Origin of the sequence: Staphylococcus sp. LKG4-2 (assembly GCF_050955665.1) — a bacterium.
Classification (GTDB): domain Bacteria; phylum Bacillota; class Bacilli; order Staphylococcales; family Staphylococcaceae; genus Staphylococcus; species Staphylococcus saprophyticus.
Map to the genome: position 1 here is coordinate 2,032,769 of NZ_CP194532.1, position 25,419 is coordinate 2,058,187.

A 25,419-nucleotide genomic window follows, 5' to 3' on the forward strand; every position below is an offset into this window, starting at 1 on the left:
AATTACCATTTTGCAAGCTTACTTCTAGATTAATAGTGGTATGGTATAGATATACAACAATCTTATTTTAATATGTATTAATTTCCAATACAGTATGTAGCATTTCTTATCTGATTGTAAAATGATATAATCATTATTAATTGTGTTTTTTCTTTCACACGTTAAAAAAATACGTTAAACTTAACATGAGCTAAATATAATCTATTGGAGGGTGGCTTTTAATGGTTACTCAAAATAAAAAAATACTGATAATTACTGGATCTTTTGGTAATGGGCATTTACAAGTTACTCAGAGTGTAGTGAACCAATTCAAAGAAATGAATCTAGACAATTTAACAGTTATCGAACACGATTTATTTTTAGAAGCACACCCTATCCTCACTTCTATTTGTAAAAAATGGTACATTAACAGCTTTAAATACTTTAGAAATATGTATAAAGCTTTTTATTATAGCCAACCAGATCAATTAGATAAATGTTTCTATAAATATTACGGATTAAATAAATTAATGAATTTACTTTTGAAAGAAAAGCCAGACCTTATCTTACTCACATTCCCTACACCAGTCATGTCTGTATTAACTGAGCAATTTGATATGAATATACCAATCGCTACTGTCATGACTGACTATCGTATGCAAAAGAATTGGATTACACCTTTCTCTCAACGATACTATCTTGCTACAGAGGAACTGAAAGATGAGTTTGCAAGTATTGGCATTCCTAAAGATAAATTGAAGGTTACAGGTATTCCTATATCTGATAAATTCGAAACAGACATTGATAAAACAGCATGGCTAAGTCAAAATCACTTAGACCCTGACAAACCGACAATTCTAATGTCTGCGGGTGCTTTTGGTGTTTCTAAAGGTTTTGGTCAAATGATTCAAGAAATTTTAAATCGCAGTCCGCATGCACAAGTTGTCATGATATGTGGTAAAAATAAAGATTTAAAACGTTCATTAACATCGCAATTTAAAGATTTTAACAACGTCTTGATTTTAGGTTATACCAAACATATGAATGAATGGATGGCTTCGAGTCAGTTGATGATTACTAAACCAGGTGGCATCACGATCTCAGAAGCATTAACGCGACAAATCCCTATGATTTTCTTAGATCCTGCGCCAGGTCAAGAACTTGAGAATGCAGTTTACTTTGAAGAAAAAGGCTATGGTCGTATTGCTAATACACCTGAAGCTGCTATTGAGCAAGTCGCTGCTCTAACGAATGCACCGACCAAATTAGCTTCGATGTCAGAATCTATGGACGCGTCAAGAATTCCATATTCAACTTATAAATTATGTAAAGATTTATTAAACTTACTTAATCATTCATCTCATTATGAAGAAGTATATGGAAAGGTTCCTTTATATGCAAAGCTCTTCGTTAAATAATTACAACTCAAATAAAAATTTCATAATCATGCTCATCATCTTATTCTTGATGGAATTCGCTCGCGGTATGTACATACTCAGTTATTTAGCGCTACTTCCAACAGCAACATCTATCGCGGTAGGTATTACATCTATCGCTATTTCTATACATTTTATTGCTGATGCAACTACCAATTTTGTGATTGGCTTTTTACTTAAGCGTTTAGGTACTAAATTAGTGCTAACACTAGGTTTCTTACTTGCCTTTGCAAGTTTATTTTTAGTCATTTGGTTCCCTACATCGCCCTTTGTTTTAATAGCCAGTGCCATTTTACTTGGTATCGCTGTGAGTCCAATTTGGGTGATTATGTTAGCAAGTGTAGATGAGAATAATCGTGGTAAGCAAATGGGATATGTATATTTCTCTTGGCTGTTAGGCCTGCTAGTCGGTATGGTTGGTATGAATGTCATTTTTAAATTCCATCCAACTCAATTTGCATTTTTAATGTCACTCGTTGTATTAATCGCTTGGATATTATACTACTTCGTGAAAGTAAGATTGACGAATTACAATACACGCCCAGTCAAACAACAATTAGGGCAAATAGTCGATGTGACTAAACGTCACATGATATTATTCCCTGGTATATTATTACAAGGTGCTTCAATCACTGCATTGGTACCCATATTACCTACATACGCTACTAAAGTTGTTGGTGTCTCCACATTAGAATATACTATGGCAATTGTGTTCGGCGGGATCGGTTGTGCTATTTCAATGCTCTTCTTATCTAAAATAATAGATAAACATGGCACCTTATTTATGTACTGGGTTATTTTTGGTGGCTTTGTCTTATACACGCTGATGATATTTGCACTTTCACTTATTACAAATATTACAATCGTTTGGGTGCTAGCAGTATTTATAGGTCTTATGTACGGTATTTTACTGCCAGCGTGGAATACGTTTATGGCAAGTCATATCCATTCAGATGAACAAGAAGAAACTTGGGGGGTATTCAATAGTGTACAAGGTTTCGGTTCAATGATCGGTCCCCTTGTAGGTGGACTCATTACTGAATTCACCAAATCAGTTAACAATACTTTTTATTTCTCAGCACTTGTATTCTTATTCTTAGCCATCTTTTATGGTATTTATTTTGTAAAAGTGAACAATAAAACTAAAACTTCTTAACTAAATAATATAAAAAAGCGCCACTCGCATATTAGAAAATTTATTTCTAGTATTGCGAGTGGCGCTTTTATTCATTCCAAGTTTTTATCGTATGTTATGACTCATATTTTATAGTTTAATCTTAAGCTAAGTTATAGTTCTCAAGTACTTTCCATTTTTCTTCTTTTTCATCATAATAAACTAGAGAAAGTTGCTCAATTGTTTCTTTGTAATCAATTCCCGCTAACTTTAATTGACCATAAATATCTTCAAATTCTTGACTAGTCAAGCCTTGAGCAATAGTAAAGTGAGGCACGAATGTATGATCTGCTACACCATAAAAATCACCATTGTTAAATTGATTAAATAGTCTTTCTAAAGTTTCAGTTTTTTCAACTTTAAAATAAATAACATTAGTGATTGGCGCAAAATTTGATGCTTTTGTCGCATGTATATCAATCGTTGGAATGCCTTCGATTTTAGATTTAATTGTCTCTTTAACAGATTCTAAATCACCATCGTTTATTTTAAATTGCCCCTTAATCGTAATGTGCGGCATAATTGTCGCATAATGTGCATCATAACGCTTACGATATGCGTTCACTTCATCTTGAAATGCTTTTGACGGAATTAATGCTAATCCTAAAATCATTTAAATTCCTCCTTTGTTTAACATATTTTCATTATAGCAAATTTCTGAAAAATTCGTTACTCTAAAGTCATCTTAGTTCAGATTATTAAAAAGAAATATTATCTGATAAAAAATATTTTAACAGATCTCCTAATAATGGTTTCCATGACTTCCACATATGGCCACCTTCAAATTCTAAATAATGGTATGTGAAATCATTTTTTTCAATGACTTGATTTAATTTTCGATTAGGTGTTAAAAAGTCTGCAGATTTGCCTGTTGTTGGCAATTTAAAGTCTTCTTCCTCTAATCCTACAGCATGCCAAATGGATAATTGTTCTTTAAACTGACAACGTTCAATTAACATTTCAATCGCTTCATCATGTTGTGGACTTAATAAACCAACTTGACTGAAGATACGCGGATAAGATAACGCCGTAATTAACGCAGCACTACCCGCTAAACTATCACCTAATAAAATGCGTGCGTTACCTACTTTAAATGTAGGAAATGTTTGATCAATATATGGCAATATTTCATTGGCCATTGCTTTTACAGTTAAATGTGTACGTGCACCCTGTGGATGAAATTCTGCGCGCCGTTTATCAACATCTTCATAGTGAAATCCAACAAATATAGCTCTTTCTACCTCATTGGCCTCTCGTAACTGCTCATAAGTTCGATGAATTCTACCAAAACTGAAAAAATCAGCACCATCAAAACAAAATATGATTTTATATTTAAATAATTCGGTAAAATCTTTTGGTAAATAAATAGATAGTGTGACATCTCTATCTAATATTTTACTAGGAAAATTAATTTTAGTGATACATCCCGTTTTAAAATCATACATAAATAATGCGCCCCCTCGTAGTCTTAATGACATTGTACCAAGAGACGCATTATTTTAAAATGTTGAAATCTTATTATTTATGGTGTAAATACCTCTATGACTCATCTATTTTTTGTTTGGCCAACCGTTGTGGATAGTCTTTTAGCCAAAAGACGGCATTTGGTACTTTTTTGGGGTCTGGTTTGTAAATTGCTTTTTTACCAGAACCTAGTTGTTTTTTCTGTAATTCATAATCTTTCAATGCTTGAATAGCTGGTTTGTGCAATATCCAAATAGCTATGATATTCAACCAAGCCATCATACCAACTCCCAAATCACCCATCATCCAAGCGATATCCGCCGTCTTCACTGCACCATATACTGTGGCAGCAATTAATACGACTCTCGTGACATTAATCCAGAAGAATGTTGTCCTTCCTGTTCCCTTCCGAGTCAAATAAGTAATATTGGTTTCTGCAATATAGTAATACGCTAATATCGTTGTAAATGCAAAGAAGAATAACGCAAATGCAATAAAGTATGAGCCAATGCCTGAAAATGCAGGATCAAAATGATAACTACCACCTTGAAGGGCCTTATCAATACCAGCTTGTGCATACATCGCTGTACCCGAATAATCTTTATCACCATTTGACATTTCTACAAAAATGCCATTATCTTTAATCATACTTGGTTTACCACTTGAGGTTGTCCCTCCATCTGTCACATTATATGTACCTGAAAGTAATATAATTAAAGCCGTTGCCGAACATACAAACAATGTATCTACATAGACAGAAAACGCTTGAACTAACCCTTGCTTAGCTGGGTGTGACACCTCTGCTGCTGAAGCTGCATGTGGTCCAGTTCCTTGTCCAGCCTCATTAGAATACAATCCACGTTTAACACCGATTTCAATCATGGCACCTAAGATACCACCAAAAGCCGCTTGCATACCAAAAGCAGATTTGAAAATAAGTGCAATCAATCCTGGAACTTGTTCAATATTCAAGAATATAATGATAACAGCCATTATAATATATGCAATTGCCATAAATGGAACAATAGCGGTTGCTGCATTCGCTATCCATTTAATACCTCCAAAAATAATTAAGGCTAAAAGCACCGCTAAAAATATTGCAATAATCCATGGTTCCAATCTAAATGCATTTTTCATAGAGCTGGCAATCGCATTAGACTGAACACCTGGTAATAGGAGTCCTACAGAAATGACTGTGACAATAGCAAAAATTAAGCCATAGACTTTTCCTAATTTGCCCTTAATCCCATATTCAATATAGAATGCTGGTCCACCACGGTATTGTCCCTTTTCTTCTCGCTTATATATTTGACCTAGTGTTGATTCTATAAATGCACTACTTGCCCCTAAGAAAGCCGTTGCCCACATCCAAAATACAGCACCTGGTCCACCAATAAAGATTGCAGTTGATACACCCACTATGTTACCAGTACCGACACGGCCAGCGAGTGACAGTGCAATGGCTTGGAAACTCGATATCCCCGTGGGTGATTTTTCCCCTTGAAACATTAATCTGATCATCTCTTTAAAATGCCTAACTTGGAAAAAGCGCATCATTAATGAAAAAAGTACACCTGTAATCAGTAACCCATAAACTAACGGTTTGCTCCAAACAATATCATAAAACCAAGTAAGTAACCCCTCTAACATAATGTATCCCCCTTGTAGTACCATTATGTAAAATGATATATTTTTTATCATTATACACTTATAAAATATTCCGTGCAACGTATTTCATAAGTAATCATTTTCACAATTTATATATTTCAAGTTATAATTAATATAAAATATTTACAATGACTTTATATCAAAGGAAAATAATTTCACACTATTTAATATGACGTCATGCGTATATCGTTTTTAGATTTCTTTATTTGTCACAATATACTCTATTGGCTTCAATAATTTTAATTTCATCTTTTGTTATGTCTTCATTTAAGATATACTGAATTGTACTTAAATAATGAATTTTAGGAGGAACCGTTCTATGCTAAATAAGGTTTGGTTTAGAACAGGTATTGCACTATTAATCCTGTTTTTACTAATCAAATTAGTAATGGAAGTCCATAGTGTGTTCACGCCATTTATTATTATTTTACAATCGGTGTTGTTACCACTATTATTAAGTGGCTTCTTATTCTATATTTGCTTACCTTTTCAAAAAATACTTGAAAAAAATAAAATCCCTCGTTGGGGAAGTATCACTTTAATTTTCATTGGCTTAATTATCATCATTGGTGTTGTCATTGGTTATATTGGACCACTGATTGCCGAGCAAATTGAAAATTTAATTAATCAAATTCCAGCATTACAGCACGAAGTTCAACACATCATTAACTTTTCATTAGACCAAATGGAAAGACTACCTAATGATGTCACAGATAGAATTAATAAAATGGTTCAATCTATGAGTGATAGTACTGCAAATGTTTTATCTAACTCATTAAGTTACTTGACTTCATTTATTTCAACTTTATTCTTACTCATCATGGTGCCATTCTTCTTAATCTATATGTTAAAAGATCACGAACGTTTTATTCCATTTATCGCTAAATTATTTAAAGGCGAAAGAAAAGTATTTATTGTTGATTTATTAAAAGATTTAAATGATACTTTAAAATCTTATATTCAAGGTCAAGTGACAGTAAGTATTATCTTAGGTATCATTTTATATATAGGCTATTCTATTGTAGGTTTAAATTACACATTATTACTTGTTATGTTTGCATGTGTTGCCAATATGATACCGTTCTTAGGTCCTTGGATGGCATTTGCACCAGCAGGTATTATTGGTATTATCCAAAGTCCTACAATTTTCATTTGGGTATGTATCATTACACTAATTGCTCAACAATTAGAAGGTAATGTCATCACACCAAACGTTATGGGTAAATCATTAAATATTCACCCACTAACGATTATTGTTGTTATTCTTGCTGCTGGTAATTTAGGTGGTTTCGTACTCATCCTAGTTGCCGTTCCATTATATGCAGTCATTAAAACAATTGTTCGTAATGTATTCCATTATCGAGAAAAGATTATGGAAAAAGCGAATAGTGATGTAAAAGAATAATCATTCAAAAATAAGTGGGAAGATGAACTCATGGTTATATAAAATGACCTCATCTTCCTTTTTTGAAAATAAAGTTTGAGACCGAGACAACAATCTATGTCTCGGTCTCATTTATATAAAAATACGCATGACCATCGTTGAATTGTAACGATGGTCATGCGTATTTTGTGTTTCTTTATTTAACGATATGGTAACCACTATCTACATGGATATTTTCACCCGTTACACCACTTGAAAAATCACTTAACAAGTATGCCGCTGTCTTACCTACTTCTTCTTGATCAATGTTACGTTTTAGAGGCGCACGTTCTGCAATCTCTTTTAAGATAGTGTTAAGGCCGCCAACACCTTTCGCACTTAATGTACGGATAGGACCAGCTGATATCGCATTAACACGAATGTTATCTTCACCTAAGTCTAAAGCTAAATAACGTACATTTGCTTCTAAACTTGCTTTAGCAACACCCATCACATTGTAGTTTTGTACTGCAAATTCTCCGCCTAGATATGTTGTAGCTACAATGCTACCACCCTCAGGCATTAATTTTTTTGCTTCACGCGCTACAAGTGTTAAAGAATAAGAACTAATATCTTGCGCTAATAAGAAACCATCACGTGATGTATCACTAAAGCGACCACGTAAATCTTCCATATTTGCAAAAGCAATTGAGTGGTATACGCCATCAATATGTCCGATATCTTCATCAATTTTAGCAAAACCATTAATGACATCTTCATCTTGTTGAACATCAATTTGATACATATGATGTTCTGATTGGTTTAATTGTTCAACTAATTTTTCTAATTCATTTTTACTGCGATCCTTACGGTATGTAAATACTAATTTTGCACCAAGTTGGTCCAATACTTTAGCTACACCAAAACCGATACTACGTTTGTTCGCAATACCCATAATGACGAATGTTTTATTCTCTAAATTTAACATGAATATAACTCCTTTATTTAAATTTCCATTTTAATTGGTTCGAGTAGTTATGAAGCTACGAACGATCACTTTGCTCTATGCCAATATAACCATTCCCTATTTTAACATTGGTTTGATTGAATAAACAATTTATTTTACTATACTCATAAATTTAATACGTTTTCACTTCCAAATTTGTCAATATAACGCGCTTTCGTACAAAAGAAAACATAAAAATAAAGCAAACGACATTGCATACCATGCAATGTCCTTCACTCTATTTTTCACTAACTTAATAATAGAATTCTAATTCGCGTTTTAATTCGTCTACATATTCTTTTGAACCAGTAACGATTACTCTATCTCTGTAACGTAATTGTGTATCACCATGTGGCACGATAGATTCATTATTTCTAATAATTCGTACAAAGATAATATCTCCACCAAATGGGAAATTACGTAATTGGATTTGATCATATTGATGATTTAACATCGCAATTTCATATAATGATGTTTCAACATTACTTAAAAGATTAAGCATATTTGGTGTTTCAATAAGACCTTTTAACAAAATTTTGTTACTCATATAACTACTGAAGATTTCAATACCCGCTTTTTGTAACGTTTCATCTGACGAACTAGACTCCAATCGACAGATAACACGTTTCACACCATGCGCCTTAGCCATCAATGCTACTTTACGGTTAATTTCATCATCATTTGTAGAACATACTACGATATTTCTTTCGAATAGTCCTAGACGTTCTAACAACTCTTCTTCGTAATCCGAAATTTCAATCATTGAAATGGCATCAGACAATTTACGTTTATCACTTAAATCATTTCTATAATAAAGCGATACTTGATAAAGTTGTGATGATAAATTTTGGGCAATTGGAATCGTTAATTGATTTTTCCCAATCAAACTAACTTCAATTTGTCTAGTGGCCTCATCAGGCATAGGAAACATTTTTTTAAATACAATAGGTACAAATACACATGTAATCACTGCACTTAATATCAAAATACCTGAAATTTCTGGTGAAATTGTACCTAATTGTTCTGCTATTTTTGCAGAAGCAATAACTAACGATAAAGTTGATGTTAGTAAAAATGCGGAAGAAATCGTTGTTTTCATATCAAACCATTTTCGTATGTAAAACAATGGAATTAATTTAGAAATTAAAAATGCCAAAATTAAAAATGGAATAATTAATAATAATGCTGGTTCTTTAATGAGTTGTGGAATATTCAAATCTACGCCGACCATTATGAAAAAGATTGGAATAAAAAAGCCATAGCCAAAAGAGTCTAGCTTTTCAACCATATCTTCATCTGGACCAAGTAATGAGACAACCACACCTGCTAAAAATGCACCTAAAATATTTTCTGCCCCAACCCCTTCAGCTAAAGCAACTAACAAAATAATCAAGGCAAATACTGCACGTATACCGATTTGAGTCGTACCATCCATTAATTTCTGTAAAAATTGTGCTTTTTTGAAAATGCCGCCTAACAAATAGAAAATAATGGTAAAGACGACTAAACTACCAATTAGCCATAACGATGTATTACCCGAAGCATGTAATGTACCATAAGCTGTTAATAGAATCATTGTAACTAAGTCTGCAAGTACAGCTACTAATAAGATAAACTGACCTATCGTCGTACGCATAATATTCATTTCTTTAAGTGTCGGCACGACTACGCCTAATGAGATCGTAGAAATAATAATAACCATTAGTAAGACATCATCAATAAGTCCAAACCACTTAAACATATATGCGAAAATAATAGAAATAATCATAATAAACATGAAAACAACAACTGCTAATTGTAAATGGCCAGGTTCTTGTTTCTTCAATTTTTGTTCTTTATTCGCTGAACTTTTATCTCTTTTAAAAGCTTTAAAATCTATTTCCAAACCACTTAAGAACATCAAGAAAATAAATCCTAAAGTTGATAATATATTGAGCATTGCATCTCGTTCTACTAAATTTAAAAATGAGTGCCCAATGACAATGCCCATTAAAATTTCAGCTACCACTATAGGTAAAAATGTGATTCTGAGTCGATTGACTAATATTGGTGTAAAAAATGCCGCTAACACTACGACAACAAGCGATAAAAATTCCATATAACCCCCTTAAGTTAAATAAGACATAAATGATGTAGCTAATCCAAAATAAATTAGCATACTGACAATATCATTGATTGTTGTGATAAATGGTCCGCTAGCAACCGCTGGATCAATTTTCAATTTATTCATTACTAAGGGAATCATGGATCCCACTAAAGTACCTACCGTCATTGCAATCGTCAAACTTCCACCAACAATGATAGCTAGTATTGCTTGTCCGTACAGCACCATTATAATAATAAATAGTAACAAAGCACATACAAGACCACTTAAAAATCCACTACCCGCTTCTCTTAAAGCGACTTTAAATTTACTTTGTTCATATATTTCACCAGTAGAAATATTACGTACGGATACGGCGAGTGATTGTGTCCCAGAGTTCCCGGACATCCCGCTGATAATAGGAATAAATGCTGCTAATAATGCTACTTTTGATAAAGTATCTTCAAATGAACCTAATATTGTTGCTGTAATCATCCCTAAAAATGTTAAAATAATTAACCATGGCAATCTCTTTTTAGCTGTCGTAAACACTGAATCATTTGTTGCATCTACGTCTGATACACCAGCCAAACGAGAGTAGTCTTCACTGGCTTCTTCGTCCATAACATCCAAGATATCATCGATTGTTATAATACCTAGCAAATGATCTTGATAATCGACAACTGGCATTGCAATAAAATCATAGTCTCTCATCTTTTGAGCTACATCTTCTTGGTCATCTGCAGCATTTGCACTAATGACACGTTCACTCATTATGTCTTCTATGTATGCATCATTTTCAGCAATAATTAAATCTCTAAGAGAGAGTACCCCAGCCAATTGTTTGTTATCATTAACTGCAAAAATAACATAAATTGTCTCAGCGTCTGGCGCTTGTTCTTTGACATGCATGAGCGCTTCTTTTACTGGCATGGTTGCCTTTAAAGAAATATATTCAGTTGTCATAATACCGCCGGCAGTATCTTCATCATAATGTAATAATGCTTTTATTTCTTTTGCATCTTCTCTATTCATTAACGTGAGGAGACTAACTATTTTTTGCTTAGATAGCTGGTTCATAATGTCAACTGCATTATCGTAAGACATTTCTTCTAGTACCTTGCTTGCATAATTAGCATTCATCGCATCAAAAAGTGATTCGTATTCATCTTCATCAATTTCTAATTGTTCAAAGAAATCCGCTACTTCTTCTGGCGATAGTACTTCATACATACGTTGGCGTATATCTTCATTGCTATCCTCAAAGTATTCACTTTGTTCATATGTATGCATGGATAAGAATTCATCTCTAAATTCATCTATATGATTATTTAACAACAAATTGTCTAATAATGTTTGGTCATAAACTTGTTCATCCTCTAAAACGATTGAATCTTTCTCATTAGCCATTCGTACACCTCCATGTATGTTTAAAATTATATCATATTAAATAGCGTTTCTATTGCATCATATTTATCATTAATTACAATATTTTGATTTTTTATAGGATGTATGAATGCCACCTGGGTACATCTCAATAGTTGATGATGATAGCTTTCATGCTTGCCACCATAAAGCGCATCGCCTACGATAGAATGACCGATATGCTGAAAGTGCACACGTATTTGATGTGTTCTTCCAGTTAGTAATGTTACTTCACACATACTAAATCCTTCCTTATATTCCACTCGCTTAAACCGTGTTTGCGCTGTTTTTCCAGCTGCATCGACACGACGTTGAATAATACTTTCTGGGTGTCTTGCAATGGGCGCATCTATCACGCCTTCTTTTTCAGTCTTACCATAACAGATACAAAGATATTTTTTATCTATATTAAGGTTAGACATTAAATGATGAATAAACCCATGTTTAGCCAATATAACAATTCCAGAGGTATTACGATCTAGTCGTGTCACTATATGGGGATTGATGCCAGGCTGTTTTTCATTTAAATAGCCTAATACTTGTTCTACTATACTATAATGCAAATGGTCTCTTGAAGGTGCGCAGTTCTGATACGGTGGTTTTGATACAACAATTAAATAGTCATCTTCGAATAAAATATTTAATGGTTGTTGATAAGGTTTAAGATTTGTACTTGGGATTTCTTTACCAAGGTATACTTCCAAAATATCACCAATAGCCAATTGTTTTCTAACCGTAACAGTTTGACCATTAACTACTAAAGCGCCATTATGTTTAATGGCGCTTATCGTTCGCTTAGAGAAATGATGTCGTTGTAAAAAAGAACGTAACATTTCTGAAGCAGTAATATTAAAAGTAAACTTCATTATTCATCGTCTCCACTGGAAATAAATGAATCATGAACTCTTTTCCAAAAAGGAAATGGTCTAAATCGAGCAAATCGTATCTTCTCATTGGCTACTCTATATTGTATTGCATTCACATTCTTATGTTTAATACTCACATGATCAATGGTAGTTAAAATTGTGTCCTGATTAACTGGTGTTATCAAACACGTATGATGTTTAGGTAAGACTAAGGGAGAACCTACCGTTCTAAAGACTCTATTATTAATCGATGCGATTTCTGCAATTTGCATTGCTTCTAATGAAGGATGTATCAATGCCCCACCTAACGCTTTGTTATAAGCAGTTGAACCTGATGGTGTGGATATACACAAACCATCACCTCTAAAACGCTCAAACTGGTTACCCCTTATATTTACATCCACAACAAGCGTAGAACCATTTTCCGTTTTCATAGTAGCCTCATTTAAAGCTAAATGGCGAGTTTCATAACCATTATCATTATAACGAACGATGATTTCTAATAAGGGATACTCAATGACTTGAAATTCGGAATTATTAATTTCAATAATTAACTTTTCCACTTCATGTGGTAGCCAATCAGCATAAAAACCTAAATGTCCTGTATGAATCCCAACAAATGCACAACGAGAAAGCATGTAACTATACTGGTGAAACGCTTGTAACAATGTGCCATCTCCCCCTACAGAAATGACAATCTCTGGATTATCTGGGTCTTCAACCATTTGAAAATCTTTCATATGGTTAATCATCTTATGTTTTAAAGCATTTGATTTTGAATCACCTTTAGATAATATCGTGTAACGCATCGTAACATCCCCTAGTCATTATTATGCTTTTTCGCACGCTTTTTAGAATAATATTTCTGTGCTTCTTGAATTTCTTCTTTTATTTCAGACATTTCTTCGTCTAATAAGAAAGCTGCTTCTGCCGCTCGCTCTAAACGATGTTGAATCTCAGGTGGATAGTCTCCATCATATTTATATCTCAGTGTATGTTCTATCGTTGCCCAAAAATTCATCGCTAACGTTCTGATTTGAATTTCTGCTAAAATGCTCTTTTCTCCATTAAGTGTTTCTATAGGATATTCAATAATCACATGGAATGAACGATAACCACTTTGTTTCGTATTACTAATATAATCTCTTTCTTCGACAACTTTAAAGTCTTTACGTTGTCTCAATAAATTAACCACGATATCTATATCATCAACAAATTGACACATTAAACGTAAACCAGCGATATCGTACATTTCTTCATGTAAACGATCAAATGATATTTGGCGCTTATTTGCCTTATCAATAATACTCGTCATTGGTTTCACACGGCCCGTTACAAATTCTATAGGAGAAGCATTATCTTCTACTTCATATTGTTTTCTAAGCCCTTTTAATTTAATCTTCAGTTCGTCGACTGCTTGCTTATATGGAGATAAAAACTGACCCCACTGATTCATTGTGCTTCACTCCGCTTCAATCTAATTCGAAAGTATTTTCAACAACGGACACAAACTCCTTACCATAATTTGAATTACCTTGTATGTTATCCAATATATAGTTAAATTCATTTTCGAATTGTTTTAATTCTAGTTCATCATTAATAATCAATTTCTTGCCTTTATTTTCATGTAACATAGACCAAGTTTCTTGGACAAATATTAAATAAGAATATGATTGTCCATCGTCTAAAATATATGCAAAACTATAATTATCGCTATCAACAAGCATTTGTCCTGCTTCTTGTAAGCCTTCTGTAGATTGCTCTGTATAACAATTTATACTGTCTTCTGTAACTTTAATTTCATTTACATAAATACGCATGCTTGTTCCTCCTTATTCCTCATCATTTTAACATAATTCTATCGTACATAACACGTCACAACTTACATGTTTTACCAACATATATACATAACTTTTACTTAATTCAAATTTTACAAATGCAGTTCAATTTAAAATAAGGAAAAAGTGATTTAAAATAAGTTATTATATGTAAAAAAGGAGTGTATGCATGGCTACGAATAATGAAATTGAATTTAAACAATTATTAACCCAATCACAATACCAATCCATTTATAAAACCTATTTTCAGGATGTCGGTACCTTTAGTCAAACCAACTACTATATTGATACACCACAATTTGACTTGAAGGCACACCAGTCAGCCTTAAGAATTCGTGTGAAAGATGATTATAATGAGATGACTTTAAAAATACCTGCTGAAGTTGGTCTGATGGAATATAATTTTGAAACTCGGGTCGTGCCTGAATTAAACAAATCAATCACGACACAAATGTTGCCTGCTGAAATCATAGAACAACTTGAAAAAATGGACTTTGACTTAAATCAATTAGTTATTCTTGGCGCATTAACGACAGAACGACTCGAAAAAGAAGTTAATGGGAATTTACTTGTATTAGATAAAAGTCGCTATCTTGATTTCGAAGATTTTGAACTAGAATTTGAAGTTGATGATTACGATGAAGGGTTCAAACAATTTAAAAATATTCTTGAACAATTTAATATGCAACATGAAATACCAGATAATAAAGTCCAAAGATTTTTTAAACGTAAATCAAATTTATTTGGCAATTAATCAAGCACAATAGCAAGAAGTCGAATTACTTCCAAATGTAAAAATTCATGTTATATTAGTAATATATTAACAGGATACGGTGATATTATGACTCAAACACCTTATGAAATCATTGGACATGACGCCTTATACAAGATGATTGATCATTTTTATTATTTAGTTAAACGCGACGATAGAATTAACCATTTGTTTCCTGGGGATTTTGAAGAAACGAGTAGAAAACAAAAGCAATTCTTGACGCAATTTTTAGGTGGTCCAAACCTTTATACACAGGAACATGGTCACCCAATGCTAAAAAAACGGCATATGGATTTCATAATCACAAATCACGAACGAGATGCGTGGCTTGAAAATATGGCACATGCAATCGCGCATGCACAATTTCCAGCTGGTGTTGGTGATTACTTATATGAACGATTACGTTTAACGGCAAATCACATGGTTAATTCCGAAAATTAATTGTAGGTGGAATAGACATGACTGAAGAATTAAGATTAATACAACCTAATAGTCGTGAAGATGCAAATCTTTCACCTGTGAGCAAGATAGAAATTTATTCCTTTTTCGATCCATTCAGTAAGGAATGCTTTAAGCTATCGGCTATCCTTTCTAAATTACGTATTGAATATAAGCAATATATTAGTATTAGACATATATTGAACCCTTCATTACGTGTTTTAACAAAATGCCAAGCTCAGAGCACCTCTGATTTAGATAATATCGCATTAGCCTATAAGGCTGCGGAACTTCAAGGACGTATTCGTGCTGAACGATTTATACATCTCGTTCAAAATGAAATTATTCCTAAGCGTGATATTATTACTGAATCAATGGTAAATAGTTGTATCAGTAACGCAGGTTTAGATTACGAAGTATTTAAAGAAGATTTAAATAGTTCTTGCTTAAAAGAAAGTTTACAAGTAGACTTGCATATTGCTCGAGAAATGGAAATTGAGGAAGCGCCCTCTCTCGTATTTTTTAATGAAGATGTTCACGAAGAAGGCTTAAAAGTGGAAGGCTTATATCCTTACCATATATACACATATATTATTAATGAGCTTATTGGTTCAACAATAGAAAAAGAATTACCACCAAGTTTAGAAGACTATATCCAACAACAACAATTGGTTACCAAAGAAGAGCTACTTACGATTTATGAATGGCCGGAAAAACTAATGAATAAAGAACTTAAAAAGCTAGCACTACAGCAAAAAATTGAAAAACTTAAATCACCAGATGGCAAATTCTGGAAAGCAAAAAATTAATCTTTTTAACACGTACGATATAGTATAAATGTATTAATTTCAAAAACATGAAGTTGGGACATACAGTCCCATGTTCAAATAAAGAGGACTAATCACTATGTAAATGGATTAGCCCTCTTTTTTTATATTCATTACACCATTTAGATTGTACTTGCTACTCTAGAGATATAGACCAAGCCATAGTCCTTAACTCATACAATTTCTCTGTATATCAGCACGTGAAGATTTCGTGTAGAAACGATTAATACATACAATTTAAAATGCACTTGATTTTCACGCTATTCATAAATAAGAACTTGAAATTGTCCTGATGACACTATAGTAAAAAGATTACTTAATACATTAGAAAATTATATTAATGTAAACAAAACGTGAATTCTTATATTTTGTCCTTTAATCTTACAAATATTTAGTTATTAAGCTATTCATAGTCAAACTATTTTCCTTTATTACGATGACATCTTTTTAATTGCAGAGATATTTGCACTACTTAGTATGTTCATAAAAAATGGACTAGTGCGCTTTTGCTCACCAGTCCAATTTATGATAGTGCTTTATTATGAATGACTTACTACTTTTTTGTTTTTTGAAAATTACTTTGCAAATACCGCAAAGCGACTTTGAATATGTTCAGGGTTCATTGCCTCATCTACAATTGCTTTAGCAAAATCTGCATAACTTACATGTGTACCTATTACTTCATCATCACTCACTTTATAAGCGCCTGTTTTCTCACCATCAAATTGAAAATCTGGTGCTGGACACACAAAAGTCCATTGCACATCATCACGCTCTTTAATTTCTTCAAATGTTTTGACTTGCGCCATGCTAATAGGTTTTACTTCTTCTGGCATATCAGGAGAATCAATCAATCTTTCTGTATGTGCTTTATCTACGTATAAACTACCTGCGCCACCTATAATAATGAGTCGTTTTTGACTGTCACTAACCAAATTACTAAGATGTTCTAGCGATTGACTGTGCTCATTCAACTTATCTTTATTCATTTGTCCAAATGCATCAACAATGACATCAAAAGGTGCAATATCTTCTTTAGTCAAATCAAACAAATCTTTTTGTATGACTTGATGCGCAACTGTTTTATTCTCACTTCTAACAATTGCTGTAACATCTAGCGATCTTTCTACCGCTTCCTTAGTAATAAGTTGACCGGCTTTCCCATTTGCTGCTACTACTGCAATTTTCATGAAAACACTTCTTTCTTGTATTTATTTTAGATACAAGTTTAGGATAACGCTTTTTCGGAATAAAGTCAATTGAATAGTTATTCATTTAAACGCATTTTGGAAATTTATTTAAAAGAGAACATAAAAAAACGCCGTGTCTGATTACACGGCGCTAAACAAAGGGGATGGGAGAAATTTTTCACTTCAAACAAAGGGGTATGTTTGTTATGTGATTAATTTCATGTTTATAATATAACACGCTAAAATAGACCTTTCAACCATTTGAATTAAATAATTTTAGTTTGTCACAAACTTGTCATATTGTAAACGAATACATTCACATTAAGCTTTCATTAGCTTTTCAAAAGCGTCTAATTTTTGTTCAAAGACTTTACAAGCTTGTTCAATTGGTTCTGGTGTTGTCATATCTACCCCAGCATTTTTCAATATTTCTATAGGATAATTTGAACTACCTTTTTTCAGGAATTCATTAATATAACGATCAACAGCAGGTTGTCCTTCAGTTAATATTTGATGACTTAAACTTTGTGCTGCACTGTATCCGGTTGCATATTGATACACATAATAGTTCATATAGAAATGAGGAATTCTAGACCATTCTTTACTAATATCTTCATCAGTTTCAACTGAATCGCCAAAGTATAATCTGTTTAATTCTGCATACTCTTCGTTCATACGATTAGCTGTTAACGGCTCACCCGCCTCTTCAATTTGGTGAATTTTATGTTCAAATTCTGCAAACATTGTTTGTCTAAATAATGTAGCACGGAAACGTTCTAACTCTTGATTTAGTAACAATAGTCTTCTTTCATCGTCTAAATGCTTATCCATATAGTCACTCAATAAAGCTTCATTACAAGTAGACGCAACTTCAGCAACAAAAATCGTATAATCACTTGAATTAGAAGGCTGATTTTGACGACTAAAATAACTATGCGCTGAATGTCCAAATTCATGCACTAAAGTATATAAATCAGAAACTGTATTCGACCAATTTAAGAGAATAAATGGGTTGGTTAAGTGCGCACCTGAAGAATAACCGCCTGAACGTTTGCCTTTGTTTTCAAACACATCAACCCAGCGATTGTTTAAGCCTTCATGTACTACTTTCATATATTCTTCACCCATTGGTTGCAACGCTTTTACCATCCAGTCTTTTGCTTCCTCATATGGCATTTCAAATTTCACATCTTTAACTAATGGTGTATAAAGATCATACATTTTCATATCATCTAAACCTAATAACTCTTTACGTAATTTGGTATAGCGATGTAACAATGGTAAGTATTCATGGACTGTTTTCACCAAATTATCATATACTGTCTCTGGTATATGGTTATTACTTAACGCCGCTGCTCTTGCCGATTCATAATGATGTGTTCTTGCATTAAATACATTCTTTTTAACTTCTCCAGCCAATGTAGCACTTAGCGTATTATTGTATGCGCCGTATGCTTTGTATAAGTTTTCGAATGCAGATTTACGTAACACGCGATCATCTGATTCTAAACATTTAATAAATGTACCTTGAGTGAGTGAATGCGTATTACCATCCTTATCGACAGCGTCTTCAAACTCTAAATCAGCGTTACTAAACATACCATATACATTATCTGGTGTTGATAATGCATCTTGCGCTTCTGTTAGTAACTTTTCTTTATCTGCAGTTAATACATGAGGACGTTTTTCATTAATTAATTTCAAATCAAATGCATATTGTTTTAAATCATCATTTTCTTCAATGAATGATTGAATTGTTTCTTCATCTATTTGTAAGATTTCAGGTACTAAGAAACTCCAACCTGAACTAAATTTTATAATTAATTGATGTGCACGTGATTCGTATCCTGTATATTTATCATTTGCAGTGTCTTGGTCTTGTTTTAAATGTGCATATACATATACTTTTTCTAATTTTGAACCTAGTTCATCTTCTAATGCTAACGCTTTATATAAAGTTTCAGCATTATCTCCTAAATGTCCTTGAAATTGTTGCTCTTGACCGAGGTTATCCTCAACCTCTTTGAAAGCTTGTTCAAAAGCTTCATCTGATTCAAATATAGTTGTTAAATCCCATGTATATTCAGGATATTTACGTTCTTGTTCTTCTCTTGTTAATTGTTGTGTCATTTTTAGTAAACCTCCTATGTTTTTCAATACTTTAATTTTCTCACGTCCGGCCTAATTTTGCACGTTATTGTATTCCATTTTACTGTAAGAATTTCTGAATTTATTTATAAGCTCATTAACTATGACATCCTTTATATTTTCTATGTTATAAAAGTGATTAAGCATTATTTTTTCATTAAATTCGTTTAAATTTTGCGGTGTTTTAACAAGTAAATATAATAATTGCAATTGCCAATAAATAGGATGGGATTGAATGTATAATTGTTCTGGATATATGATTCCTAAATACGTACTTACCCAATTATCAGATAGACCTAAATTATACATAACGCTTAAACTTGGTTCTTTAACAGAGCGTGTACATCGACAACGATTTATATATTGCTGAATCGTATTTTTGTTTAATTTGATATCACGCGTAAAATCTTCAGTTTCAATTTGACTAAACACATATTCAAAATCTTTAATCTCCAGTTTAAATTTATGTGCAATATAGCGATTGCCACCAATAAAATTATAAATTTGATACATATATAACTGCTTGTTACTACTGTCCCAAGTGAGCAAGCGTTTAGATTTAAAATCTATAAAAGTTCTTTCGTACTTCGTTAATATTAAAATATGCCTAAGTTTATCGTAATATGGGTTTGGAATAATCCATATTAATCTATAACCAATATGTAACAAACCGTTACTACGTTTTTTCACACTAGAAATTGTGATTTTTGAAAATTGTATTTCTATGGCGATCTTTTTATCAATAATTAAATCAGGATATTGATAAATCCCAGCAATATAAGGCTCGATTTGTACATGATAACCGATACATGACAATTTCAGTGCAAGCTGATATTTAAGTGAGTAATGTGCCTGAGTTTCACCTTTACTACAAAAAATAGAAGCTACTTTTAAATGAGCAAAATGTGGTGTGATTATTTCACCTTTTTTTAAAATCATTTTACTTTTACAATGTGGACATGTATATTCGGCATCTTTAACAGCATGGTTTGCAAAAACTAAATGCTTATGATGGTCATACGCTAACAACACGTTTCTTCACCTCATAATAATTACACCTTATTAATCAATAAATTACTTCTACTACTAGATAAAATATTGCCTATTTATTTAAAAACGCAATTGCTCTATAAAAAAACCAGCTAAGGGTAATGACCCATAGCTGGTTTCAACATCTTATAATGCATTTGTTATCTAACGTGCTTTTATAAATTAAATACGTCAATTTTGACTTGTATTTTATGCTTCTGTGTTTGGGAAATAACGACGTACTTGTGATGCAACATTATGACTCATGATAATTTTGGCATAGTCGTTTAAATACACTTCTGATTTATCAGTAGGATATGCGAACTCAAGTAATTGACTATAACTATCATTAATTGTTTCTTGATCTACTGTTTCATCATAATGGACAGCATAATAATATACATTGTTAAGACTATATAATAAATCTTCGAACTCATCTGTCACTTGATTATTATAGTGTGCATATTCAATAACTTCTTCTAAATCATTGAATTTAACAATCACAGTACGTGTATTTTGACGATTGCGCTCATTTTGATCTTGATTTTGCTTGTTATCTTTTTGTTGTTGACGTTGATCAAATAAATCTTCTAAACTATCATCTTGATCAAATGTTTGTGACAATAAATCATTTACCTGATAATCAAGTTGTTCATTGTCTTCATCTGACATATTAATAAGATCTTCATTTTTAGATTTAGATATCGTAACTTCAACGCCTTTTTCAAACGCATGCACTTGTATCCATAATGGGCCTTCTACTACAAAGTCTTCTTCTTCATTGATTTCTTCCATCATATTCCAAAAGAATTCTTCTCCACGTTTGCGGTTTGTCCATAAATCTTCTCGTTTAAATCCTCTAGCCTCAATATCACTATAAGTTATAAATAATTTAACAGTTGTATCGTCAACGCGCTCTATTCTCATATCATCTCACTCCTTACAGTCGATGAATAGTAATCATATTGTATTAGAACGTAGTAAGAATTACAATTGATTTGTTTGATTAATTTTTACTAAATCCTATTTGGTCTCTAATATTAACATATAGCTTTGAATTAGCCAAAAAAACAGCACTAAACTAAGAAAGTGCTGTTGCAATCATGTCATTACTTATTCACAAATAGCTAGCCACCTCATAACAATAAGATGATATCACCTTATCATTTGACGTGCATACCTAATTGTTTGTTATGTTAAAAATATAACAAAACCACAAAGCAACATGCTTAAATATTGCTTTATGGCTCGTCTAGTTCATGTATTTAATGTATTAATTAGTCAACCATACGTTGTGCTTCTTGCAATTGGAACGTACGAACTTTTCTTGGTAAGAAACGTCTAATTTCGTCTTCATTATAACCAACTTGTAAACGTTTTTCGTCTAAAATAATTGGGCGACGTAATAAACCAGGATTATCTTGAATAATTGAATATAAATCTTGAAGTGGTAATGCGTCGATATCCACATTTAATTTTTGGTAAGTTTTAGAACGTGTAGATATAATTTCATCTGTACCATCTTCAGTCATTTTTAAAATTTGTTTGATTTCGTCGATTGTTAAGTGTTCTGAAAAAATGTTACGCTCCGTATACGGAATGTCATGTTCTTGTAACCATGCTTTCGCTTTACGGCAAGATGTGCAACTTGGTGAAGTAAATAATGTTACCATACATCTCACTCTCCTATTTTTCATGAATGTAAATTCATTTGATTTCAATATTTATTTGATTAAGAAATTGCTTAAGTAATTTCGCCTTCCTTAACCTTACAATGAAAGTATACCCTTTCAACATTAAAATTAAATGAGAATTCTCTAATTTTTTCAAAAATTTTAAATTAAAAGTATTTCTCAATAAATTCAATTAAAAATATTGATATGTCTATAGTCTAACATAACTTACAAATGATTGAAATACTGTTATAATAAACCTATTATGTAAAAAATTAAATTTAAGAAAGTAGGCATTGTAATATGGAAACATTATTTTCGGGTATCCAGCCTAGTGGTATTCCTACAATTGGTAATTATATTGGTGCTTTAAAACAATTCGGTGAAGTTCAAGACGATTACAATTGTTTCTTTTGTATCGTAGATCAGCATGCAATTACGGTACCACAAGATCGTTTGAAATTACGTAAACAAACAAGACAACTAGCTGCAATTTATTTAGCTTCTGGCATCGATCCAGAAAAATCAACTTTATTTATTCAATCAGAAGTGCCAGCGCATGTTCAGGCAAGTTGGATGTTAACAACCATTTCTTCTATCGGTGAATTGGAACGTATGACTCAGTTTAAAGATAAAGCCGTTAAACAAACGGAAGGTGTCCCTGCCGGCTTATTAACATATCCTCCTTTAATGGCAGCGGATATCGTTATATACAACACAAATATCGTGCCCGTTGGTGATGACCAAAAGCAACACATGGAATTAACAAGAAACTTAGTTGATAGATTTAATTCTCGCTACAACGACATTTTAGTTAAGCCTGAGATTCGTATGCCTAAAGTTGGCGGCCGCGTAATGAGTCTCCAAGATCCAACGAAAAAAATGAGTAAGAGTGATGATAATCAAAAAAACTTCATTTCTTTACTAGACCAACCAAGCGTTGCGGCTAAAAAAATAAAAAGTGCTGTAACTGATTCAGATGGTATTATTAAATTCGATCGCGACAATAAACCAGGTATCTCTAATTTATTATCTATTTATTCAAGTTTAACTGACGAATCAATTGATGCGCTTCAAGAAAAATACAAAGATTCGAATTATGGTGTGTTTAAAGCAGACTTAGCAGAAATCGTGAGTGATTTCTTAACTGCTTTCCAAGAAAAATATGAATACTATTTAAATTCAGAAGAACTTGACACTATTTTAGATAATGGTAGAGACAAAGCACAACAAGTATCATTCAAAACGTTGAAAAAAATGGAAAAAGCAATGGGCTTAGGTCGTAAAAGATAAGTTACTTATCTCAAATCCCGCAAGTTAAAAAGGAGCATCCATTAAGTTGGATGCTCCTTTTATGTTACTTTTTAATTTTTTATTAGTCTTTCTTTTTACCAGTTTTAGGATCGATATCTTTATCAATGGTTACATCTTTAAGTGTTGTATCACCACCGATTTGATGATATACCAAACCTTTAACTTGTGGATTTGTTAAATGCGCTTCCCCTTTTTGATAAATTGGTGCAACTGGGGCATCATTTAACATTAATTCTTCAGCTTGTTTCATAGCTGCATTACGTTCTTCAGGTTTTTTCAATAGTTTTCCGTTAGCATCTTTAACAAGTTTATCGTATTCCTTACTACTCCATGCTGTATTATTATTAGAGTTACCTGTTGTCATAATATTTAAGAATGTTAGTGGATCAGGATAATCAGGACCCCAACCAGATAATGAAGCTTCAAACGCTTCTGTTGATTCTTGATTTAAACGCTGTTTAAATGGTAATTGTTTAATTTTCAAAGTAACGCCAGGTAAAGTGCTTTCCACCTGTGATTTAATATATTCAGCAGATATTTTAGCATCTGGTGTATCTTCAGTGTTCATCGTAAAGGTTATATTTTTAACGCCTAAATCCTTTTTAGCTTTTTCAAAATGTTTTTTAGCTGCTTTTGGATTATAAGTTAATGGCGAATCAATAGACTCAGAAAAATCTTTAGCATCAGGTGTCTCTGCTGTTAGTTTCGCAGTGAAACCATTTGTTGCTTCTGACCCATTGTTTTTAACTGAATTAACATATCCTTCTTTATCAATAGATTGTGCAATTGCCAGTCTTAAGTCTTTATTTTTAAATTCAGGTACATTATCTTGGTTCATTTTAATGTAGAATGTACTTGCTAATAAACGTTTTTTCAAGCCTGGGTTGTCAGCATATTTATCCACTTGATCTGCTGTAATCGTCGTATCATCAACTGAACCAGTATCATAAAGTGAGGCACCAGCTTGCTGATCTTTTAATACTTTATAGTTTACACGATCTAAGTGTACTTGCTTTTTATCCCAATAATCTTCGTTTTTTACAAGTTGTATCTTATCTTCTACTTTCCATTCTTTCACTTTGAACGGCCCATTAAATACTGTTTTTGCTGCTGTTGTCCCATATTGGTCACCATTTTTCTTCACTACTTTTTCGTTCAGTGGCATAAACGTACCAAATGCGAACATTTCATTAATATATGGAATCGGTTTTGTTAACTCAACTTTTAATGTATGGTCATCAACCGCTTTCACACCTAGCTCATCGACATCCTTTTTACCCATATTAATTGCTTCAGCATTTTTCAAATCATACATGATATAAGCATACTCAGATGCCGTATCTGGATTCACCACACGTTTCCAAGCGTACTCAAAATCATGTGCCGTTACTGGATCCCCATTTGACCACTTGGCATCTTTACGTAACTTGATTGTAAGTGTTTTTCCCCCATTACTTTCTTTTGGCATTGCTTTTGCTACCCCTGGTTGTGCTTTATCATCTTTATCTAATGTATATAAGCCTTCGTATATTTGATTGAAAATATCGAATGACACCGTATCTGTAGCTAATGCAGAATCTAATGTTGAAATATCTGATGGCAGTACTTTCCTAAAAACTTGTCCTTTATCAGAATATACCCCTTCCGCACTACCACAACCAGCTAATACAACCGATAGTGCAATCAGAATAATAAATAATTTGAATTTTCTCATCGTAATCCCCCT

At 32.7% G+C, this 25,419-nt stretch carries 23 protein-coding genes; 7 read left to right on the plus strand and 16 right to left on the minus strand.

What is annotated here, in order from left to right; all coding sequences use genetic code 11:
* The first annotated feature begins 221 nt into the window (after positions 1–221).
* Both ACM6UH_RS09945 and ltaA read left to right on the plus strand, forming a co-directional pair.
* The gene (locus ACM6UH_RS09945) at positions 222–1,397 is read left to right on the plus strand and encodes a diglucosyl diacylglycerol synthase (RefSeq protein ID WP_011303473.1); all 1,176 of its coding nucleotides are present in this window, start codon (positions 222–224) and stop codon (positions 1,395–1,397) included.
* The gene (ltaA, locus tag ACM6UH_RS09950; RefSeq protein ID WP_011303474.1) at positions 1,375–2,571 is read left to right on the plus strand and encodes a lipoteichoic acid biosynthesis MFS flippase LtaA; all 1,197 of its coding nucleotides are present in this window, start codon (positions 1,375–1,377) and stop codon (positions 2,569–2,571) included. Before ACM6UH_RS09945 ends, ltaA begins: the two co-directional genes overlap by 23 nt.
* 121 nt (positions 2,572–2,692) lie before the next feature.
* Here ltaA and ACM6UH_RS09955 read toward each other — a convergent pair whose 3' ends face one another.
* The 3 genes from ACM6UH_RS09955 to ACM6UH_RS09965 all read right to left on the minus strand — a co-directional run bounded on the left by ACM6UH_RS09955 (position 2,693) and on the right by ACM6UH_RS09965 (position 5,703).
* On the minus strand, positions 2,693–3,202 hold the full coding sequence (locus tag ACM6UH_RS09955; protein ID WP_002483746.1) for a YjcG family protein: 510 nt from the start codon (positions 3,200–3,202) through the stop codon (positions 2,693–2,695).
* Positions 3,203–3,287: 85 nt separating this feature from the next.
* The gene (locus ACM6UH_RS09960; RefSeq protein ID WP_047502503.1) at positions 3,288–4,034 is read right to left on the minus strand and encodes an esterase family protein; all 747 of its coding nucleotides are present in this window, start codon (positions 4,032–4,034) and stop codon (positions 3,288–3,290) included.
* A gap of 94 nt (positions 4,035–4,128) precedes the next feature.
* A complete protein-coding gene (locus ACM6UH_RS09965) occupies positions 4,129–5,703 on the minus strand; it encodes an alanine/glycine:cation symporter family protein (RefSeq protein ID WP_011303476.1) in 1,575 nt (524 codons plus the stop codon).
* Positions 5,704–6,040: 337 nt separating this feature from the next.
* Here ACM6UH_RS09965 and cozEa point away from each other — a divergent pair, with 337 nt between their 5' ends.
* A complete protein-coding gene (gene cozEa, locus ACM6UH_RS09970; protein WP_011303477.1) occupies positions 6,041–7,126 on the plus strand; it encodes a lipoteichoic acid biosynthesis protein CozEa in 1,086 nt (361 codons plus the stop codon).
* 175 nt (positions 7,127–7,301) lie between these two features.
* Here cozEa and fabI read toward each other — a convergent pair whose 3' ends face one another.
* The 7 genes from fabI to ACM6UH_RS10005 form a co-directional block, all read right to left on the minus strand.
* Positions 7,302–8,072, minus strand: coding sequence for an enoyl-ACP reductase FabI (gene fabI, locus ACM6UH_RS09975; RefSeq protein ID WP_011303478.1), 771 nt, complete (start codon positions 8,070–8,072; stop codon positions 7,302–7,304).
* A gap of 271 nt (positions 8,073–8,343) precedes the next feature.
* Positions 8,344–10,188 (minus strand): monovalent cation:proton antiporter family protein, encoded by a 1,845-nt coding sequence (locus ACM6UH_RS09980; protein ID WP_011303479.1) that lies wholly within the window; start codon positions 10,186–10,188, stop codon positions 8,344–8,346.
* A 9-nt stretch (positions 10,189–10,197) separates the two neighbouring features.
* Positions 10,198–11,583, minus strand: a complete 1,386-nt coding sequence (gene mgtE / locus ACM6UH_RS09985; protein ID WP_002483753.1) for a magnesium transporter — start codon at positions 11,581–11,583, stop codon at positions 10,198–10,200.
* 26 nt (positions 11,584–11,609) lie between these two features.
* Entirely contained in the window at positions 11,610–12,464 is an 855-nt protein-coding gene (locus ACM6UH_RS09990; RefSeq protein WP_002483754.1) for an RluA family pseudouridine synthase, read from the minus strand.
* Entirely contained in the window at positions 12,464–13,273 is an 810-nt protein-coding gene (locus tag ACM6UH_RS09995) for an NAD kinase (protein ID WP_011303480.1), read from the minus strand. The genes ACM6UH_RS09990 and ACM6UH_RS09995 overlap by 1 nt, the downstream gene beginning before the upstream one ends.
* Before the next feature lie 11 nt (positions 13,274–13,284).
* A complete protein-coding gene (locus ACM6UH_RS10000) occupies positions 13,285–13,920 on the minus strand; it encodes a GTP pyrophosphokinase (protein ID WP_011303481.1) in 636 nt (211 codons plus the stop codon).
* Positions 13,921–13,936: 16 nt separating this feature from the next.
* Positions 13,937–14,284: a hypothetical protein gene (locus tag ACM6UH_RS10005; RefSeq protein WP_002483757.1), complete on the minus strand. Its 348-nt coding sequence runs from the start codon at positions 14,282–14,284 to the stop codon at positions 13,937–13,939.
* Positions 14,285–14,471: 187 nt separating this feature from the next.
* Here ACM6UH_RS10005 and ACM6UH_RS10010 point away from each other — a divergent pair, with 187 nt between their 5' ends.
* The 3 genes from ACM6UH_RS10010 to yjbH all read left to right on the plus strand — a co-directional run bounded on the left by ACM6UH_RS10010 (position 14,472) and on the right by yjbH (position 16,321).
* Positions 14,472–15,056: a CYTH domain-containing protein gene (locus ACM6UH_RS10010; RefSeq protein WP_011303483.1), complete on the plus strand. Its 585-nt coding sequence runs from the start codon at positions 14,472–14,474 to the stop codon at positions 15,054–15,056.
* Between the two features lie 87 nt (positions 15,057–15,143).
* Positions 15,144–15,515, plus strand: a complete 372-nt coding sequence (locus ACM6UH_RS10015) for a truncated hemoglobin YjbI (protein ID WP_002483759.1) — start codon at positions 15,144–15,146, stop codon at positions 15,513–15,515.
* A 17-nt stretch (positions 15,516–15,532) separates the two neighbouring features.
* Positions 15,533–16,321 (plus strand): protease adaptor protein YjbH, encoded by a 789-nt coding sequence (yjbH, locus tag ACM6UH_RS10020; protein ID WP_011303484.1) that lies wholly within the window; start codon positions 15,533–15,535, stop codon positions 16,319–16,321.
* Positions 16,322–16,914: 593 nt separating this feature from the next.
* Here the strand turns inward: yjbH and ACM6UH_RS10025 are convergent.
* From ACM6UH_RS10025 to spxA, 5 genes are all read right to left on the minus strand, one after another.
* Complete coding sequence (locus ACM6UH_RS10025; protein ID WP_011303485.1) at positions 16,915–17,529, minus strand: NAD(P)-dependent oxidoreductase; 615 nt, start codon at positions 17,527–17,529, stop codon at positions 16,915–16,917.
* A gap of 321 nt (positions 17,530–17,850) precedes the next feature.
* Positions 17,851–19,659 (minus strand): oligoendopeptidase F, encoded by a 1,809-nt coding sequence (gene pepF, locus ACM6UH_RS10030; protein ID WP_002483762.1) that lies wholly within the window; start codon positions 19,657–19,659, stop codon positions 17,851–17,853.
* A gap of 51 nt (positions 19,660–19,710) precedes the next feature.
* Entirely contained in the window at positions 19,711–20,709 is a 999-nt protein-coding gene (locus ACM6UH_RS10035) for a competence protein CoiA (protein WP_047502509.1), read from the minus strand.
* Between the two features lie 207 nt (positions 20,710–20,916).
* The gene (mecA, locus tag ACM6UH_RS10040; RefSeq protein WP_011303487.1) at positions 20,917–21,633 is read right to left on the minus strand and encodes an adaptor protein MecA; all 717 of its coding nucleotides are present in this window, start codon (positions 21,631–21,633) and stop codon (positions 20,917–20,919) included.
* Between the two features lie 350 nt (positions 21,634–21,983).
* Positions 21,984–22,379 carry a transcriptional regulator SpxA gene (gene spxA, locus ACM6UH_RS10045; RefSeq protein ID WP_002483765.1) on the minus strand — a complete coding sequence of 132 codons (396 nt, stop codon included), beginning with the start codon at positions 22,377–22,379 and terminating at the stop codon, positions 21,984–21,986.
* A gap of 303 nt (positions 22,380–22,682) precedes the next feature.
* On the opposite strand from spxA, the gene trpS reads away from it, so the two are divergent.
* Positions 22,683–23,672, plus strand: a complete 990-nt coding sequence (trpS, locus tag ACM6UH_RS10050; protein WP_002483766.1) for a tryptophan--tRNA ligase — start codon at positions 22,683–22,685, stop codon at positions 23,670–23,672.
* Between the two features lie 82 nt (positions 23,673–23,754).
* Here trpS and ACM6UH_RS10055 read toward each other — a convergent pair whose 3' ends face one another.
* A complete protein-coding gene (locus tag ACM6UH_RS10055) occupies positions 23,755–25,407 on the minus strand; it encodes a peptide ABC transporter substrate-binding protein (RefSeq protein ID WP_002483767.1) in 1,653 nt (550 codons plus the stop codon).
* Positions 25,408–25,419 lie beyond the last annotated feature (12 nt).

Excerpts from the sequence above, each read along its gene's own strand:
- ACM6UH_RS09945 (WP_011303473.1), top strand. The coding sequence starts at position 222 with ATGGTTACTCAAAATAAAAAAATACTGATAATTACTGGATCTTTTGGT.
- ltaA (WP_011303474.1), top strand. The coding sequence starts at position 1,375 with ATGCAAAGCTCTTCGTTAAATAATTACAACTCAAATAAAAATTTCATA.
- ACM6UH_RS09955 (WP_002483746.1), bottom strand. The coding sequence starts at position 3,202 with ATGATTTTAGGATTAGCATTAATTCCGTCAAAAGCATTTCAAGATGAA.
- ACM6UH_RS09960 (WP_047502503.1), bottom strand. The coding sequence starts at position 4,034 with ATGTATGATTTTAAAACGGGATGTATCACTAAAATTAATTTTCCTAGT.
- ACM6UH_RS09965 (WP_011303476.1), bottom strand. The coding sequence starts at position 5,703 with ATGTTAGAGGGGTTACTTACTTGGTTTTATGATATTGTTTGGAGCAAA.
- cozEa (WP_011303477.1), top strand. The coding sequence starts at position 6,041 with ATGCTAAATAAGGTTTGGTTTAGAACAGGTATTGCACTATTAATCCTG.
- fabI (WP_011303478.1), bottom strand. The coding sequence starts at position 8,072 with ATGTTAAATTTAGAGAATAAAACATTCGTCATTATGGGTATTGCGAAC.
- ACM6UH_RS09980 (WP_011303479.1), bottom strand. The coding sequence starts at position 10,188 with ATGGAATTTTTATCGCTTGTTGTCGTAGTGTTAGCGGCATTTTTTACA.
- mgtE (WP_002483753.1), bottom strand. The coding sequence starts at position 11,583 with ATGGCTAATGAGAAAGATTCAATCGTTTTAGAGGATGAACAAGTTTAT.
- ACM6UH_RS09990 (WP_002483754.1), bottom strand. The coding sequence starts at position 12,464 with ATGAAGTTTACTTTTAATATTACTGCTTCAGAAATGTTACGTTCTTTT.
- ACM6UH_RS09995 (WP_011303480.1), bottom strand. The coding sequence starts at position 13,273 with ATGCGTTACACGATATTATCTAAAGGTGATTCAAAATCAAATGCTTTA.
- ACM6UH_RS10000 (WP_011303481.1), bottom strand. The coding sequence starts at position 13,920 with ATGAATCAGTGGGGTCAGTTTTTATCTCCATATAAGCAAGCAGTCGAC.
- ACM6UH_RS10005 (WP_002483757.1), bottom strand. The coding sequence starts at position 14,284 with ATGCGTATTTATGTAAATGAAATTAAAGTTACAGAAGACAGTATAAAT.
- ACM6UH_RS10010 (WP_011303483.1), top strand. The coding sequence starts at position 14,472 with ATGGCTACGAATAATGAAATTGAATTTAAACAATTATTAACCCAATCA.
- ACM6UH_RS10015 (WP_002483759.1), top strand. The coding sequence starts at position 15,144 with ATGACTCAAACACCTTATGAAATCATTGGACATGACGCCTTATACAAG.
- yjbH (WP_011303484.1), top strand. The coding sequence starts at position 15,533 with ATGACTGAAGAATTAAGATTAATACAACCTAATAGTCGTGAAGATGCA.
- ACM6UH_RS10025 (WP_011303485.1), bottom strand. The coding sequence starts at position 17,529 with ATGAAAATTGCAGTAGTAGCAGCAAATGGGAAAGCCGGTCAACTTATT.
- pepF (WP_002483762.1), bottom strand. The coding sequence starts at position 19,659 with ATGACACAACAATTAACAAGAGAAGAACAAGAACGTAAATATCCTGAA.
- mecA (WP_011303487.1), bottom strand. The coding sequence starts at position 21,633 with ATGAGAATAGAGCGCGTTGACGATACAACTGTTAAATTATTTATAACT.
- spxA (WP_002483765.1), bottom strand. The coding sequence starts at position 22,379 with ATGGTAACATTATTTACTTCACCAAGTTGCACATCTTGCCGTAAAGCG.
- trpS (WP_002483766.1), top strand. The coding sequence starts at position 22,683 with ATGGAAACATTATTTTCGGGTATCCAGCCTAGTGGTATTCCTACAATT.
- ACM6UH_RS10055 (WP_002483767.1), bottom strand. The coding sequence starts at position 25,407 with ATGAGAAAATTCAAATTATTTATTATTCTGATTGCACTATCGGTTGTA.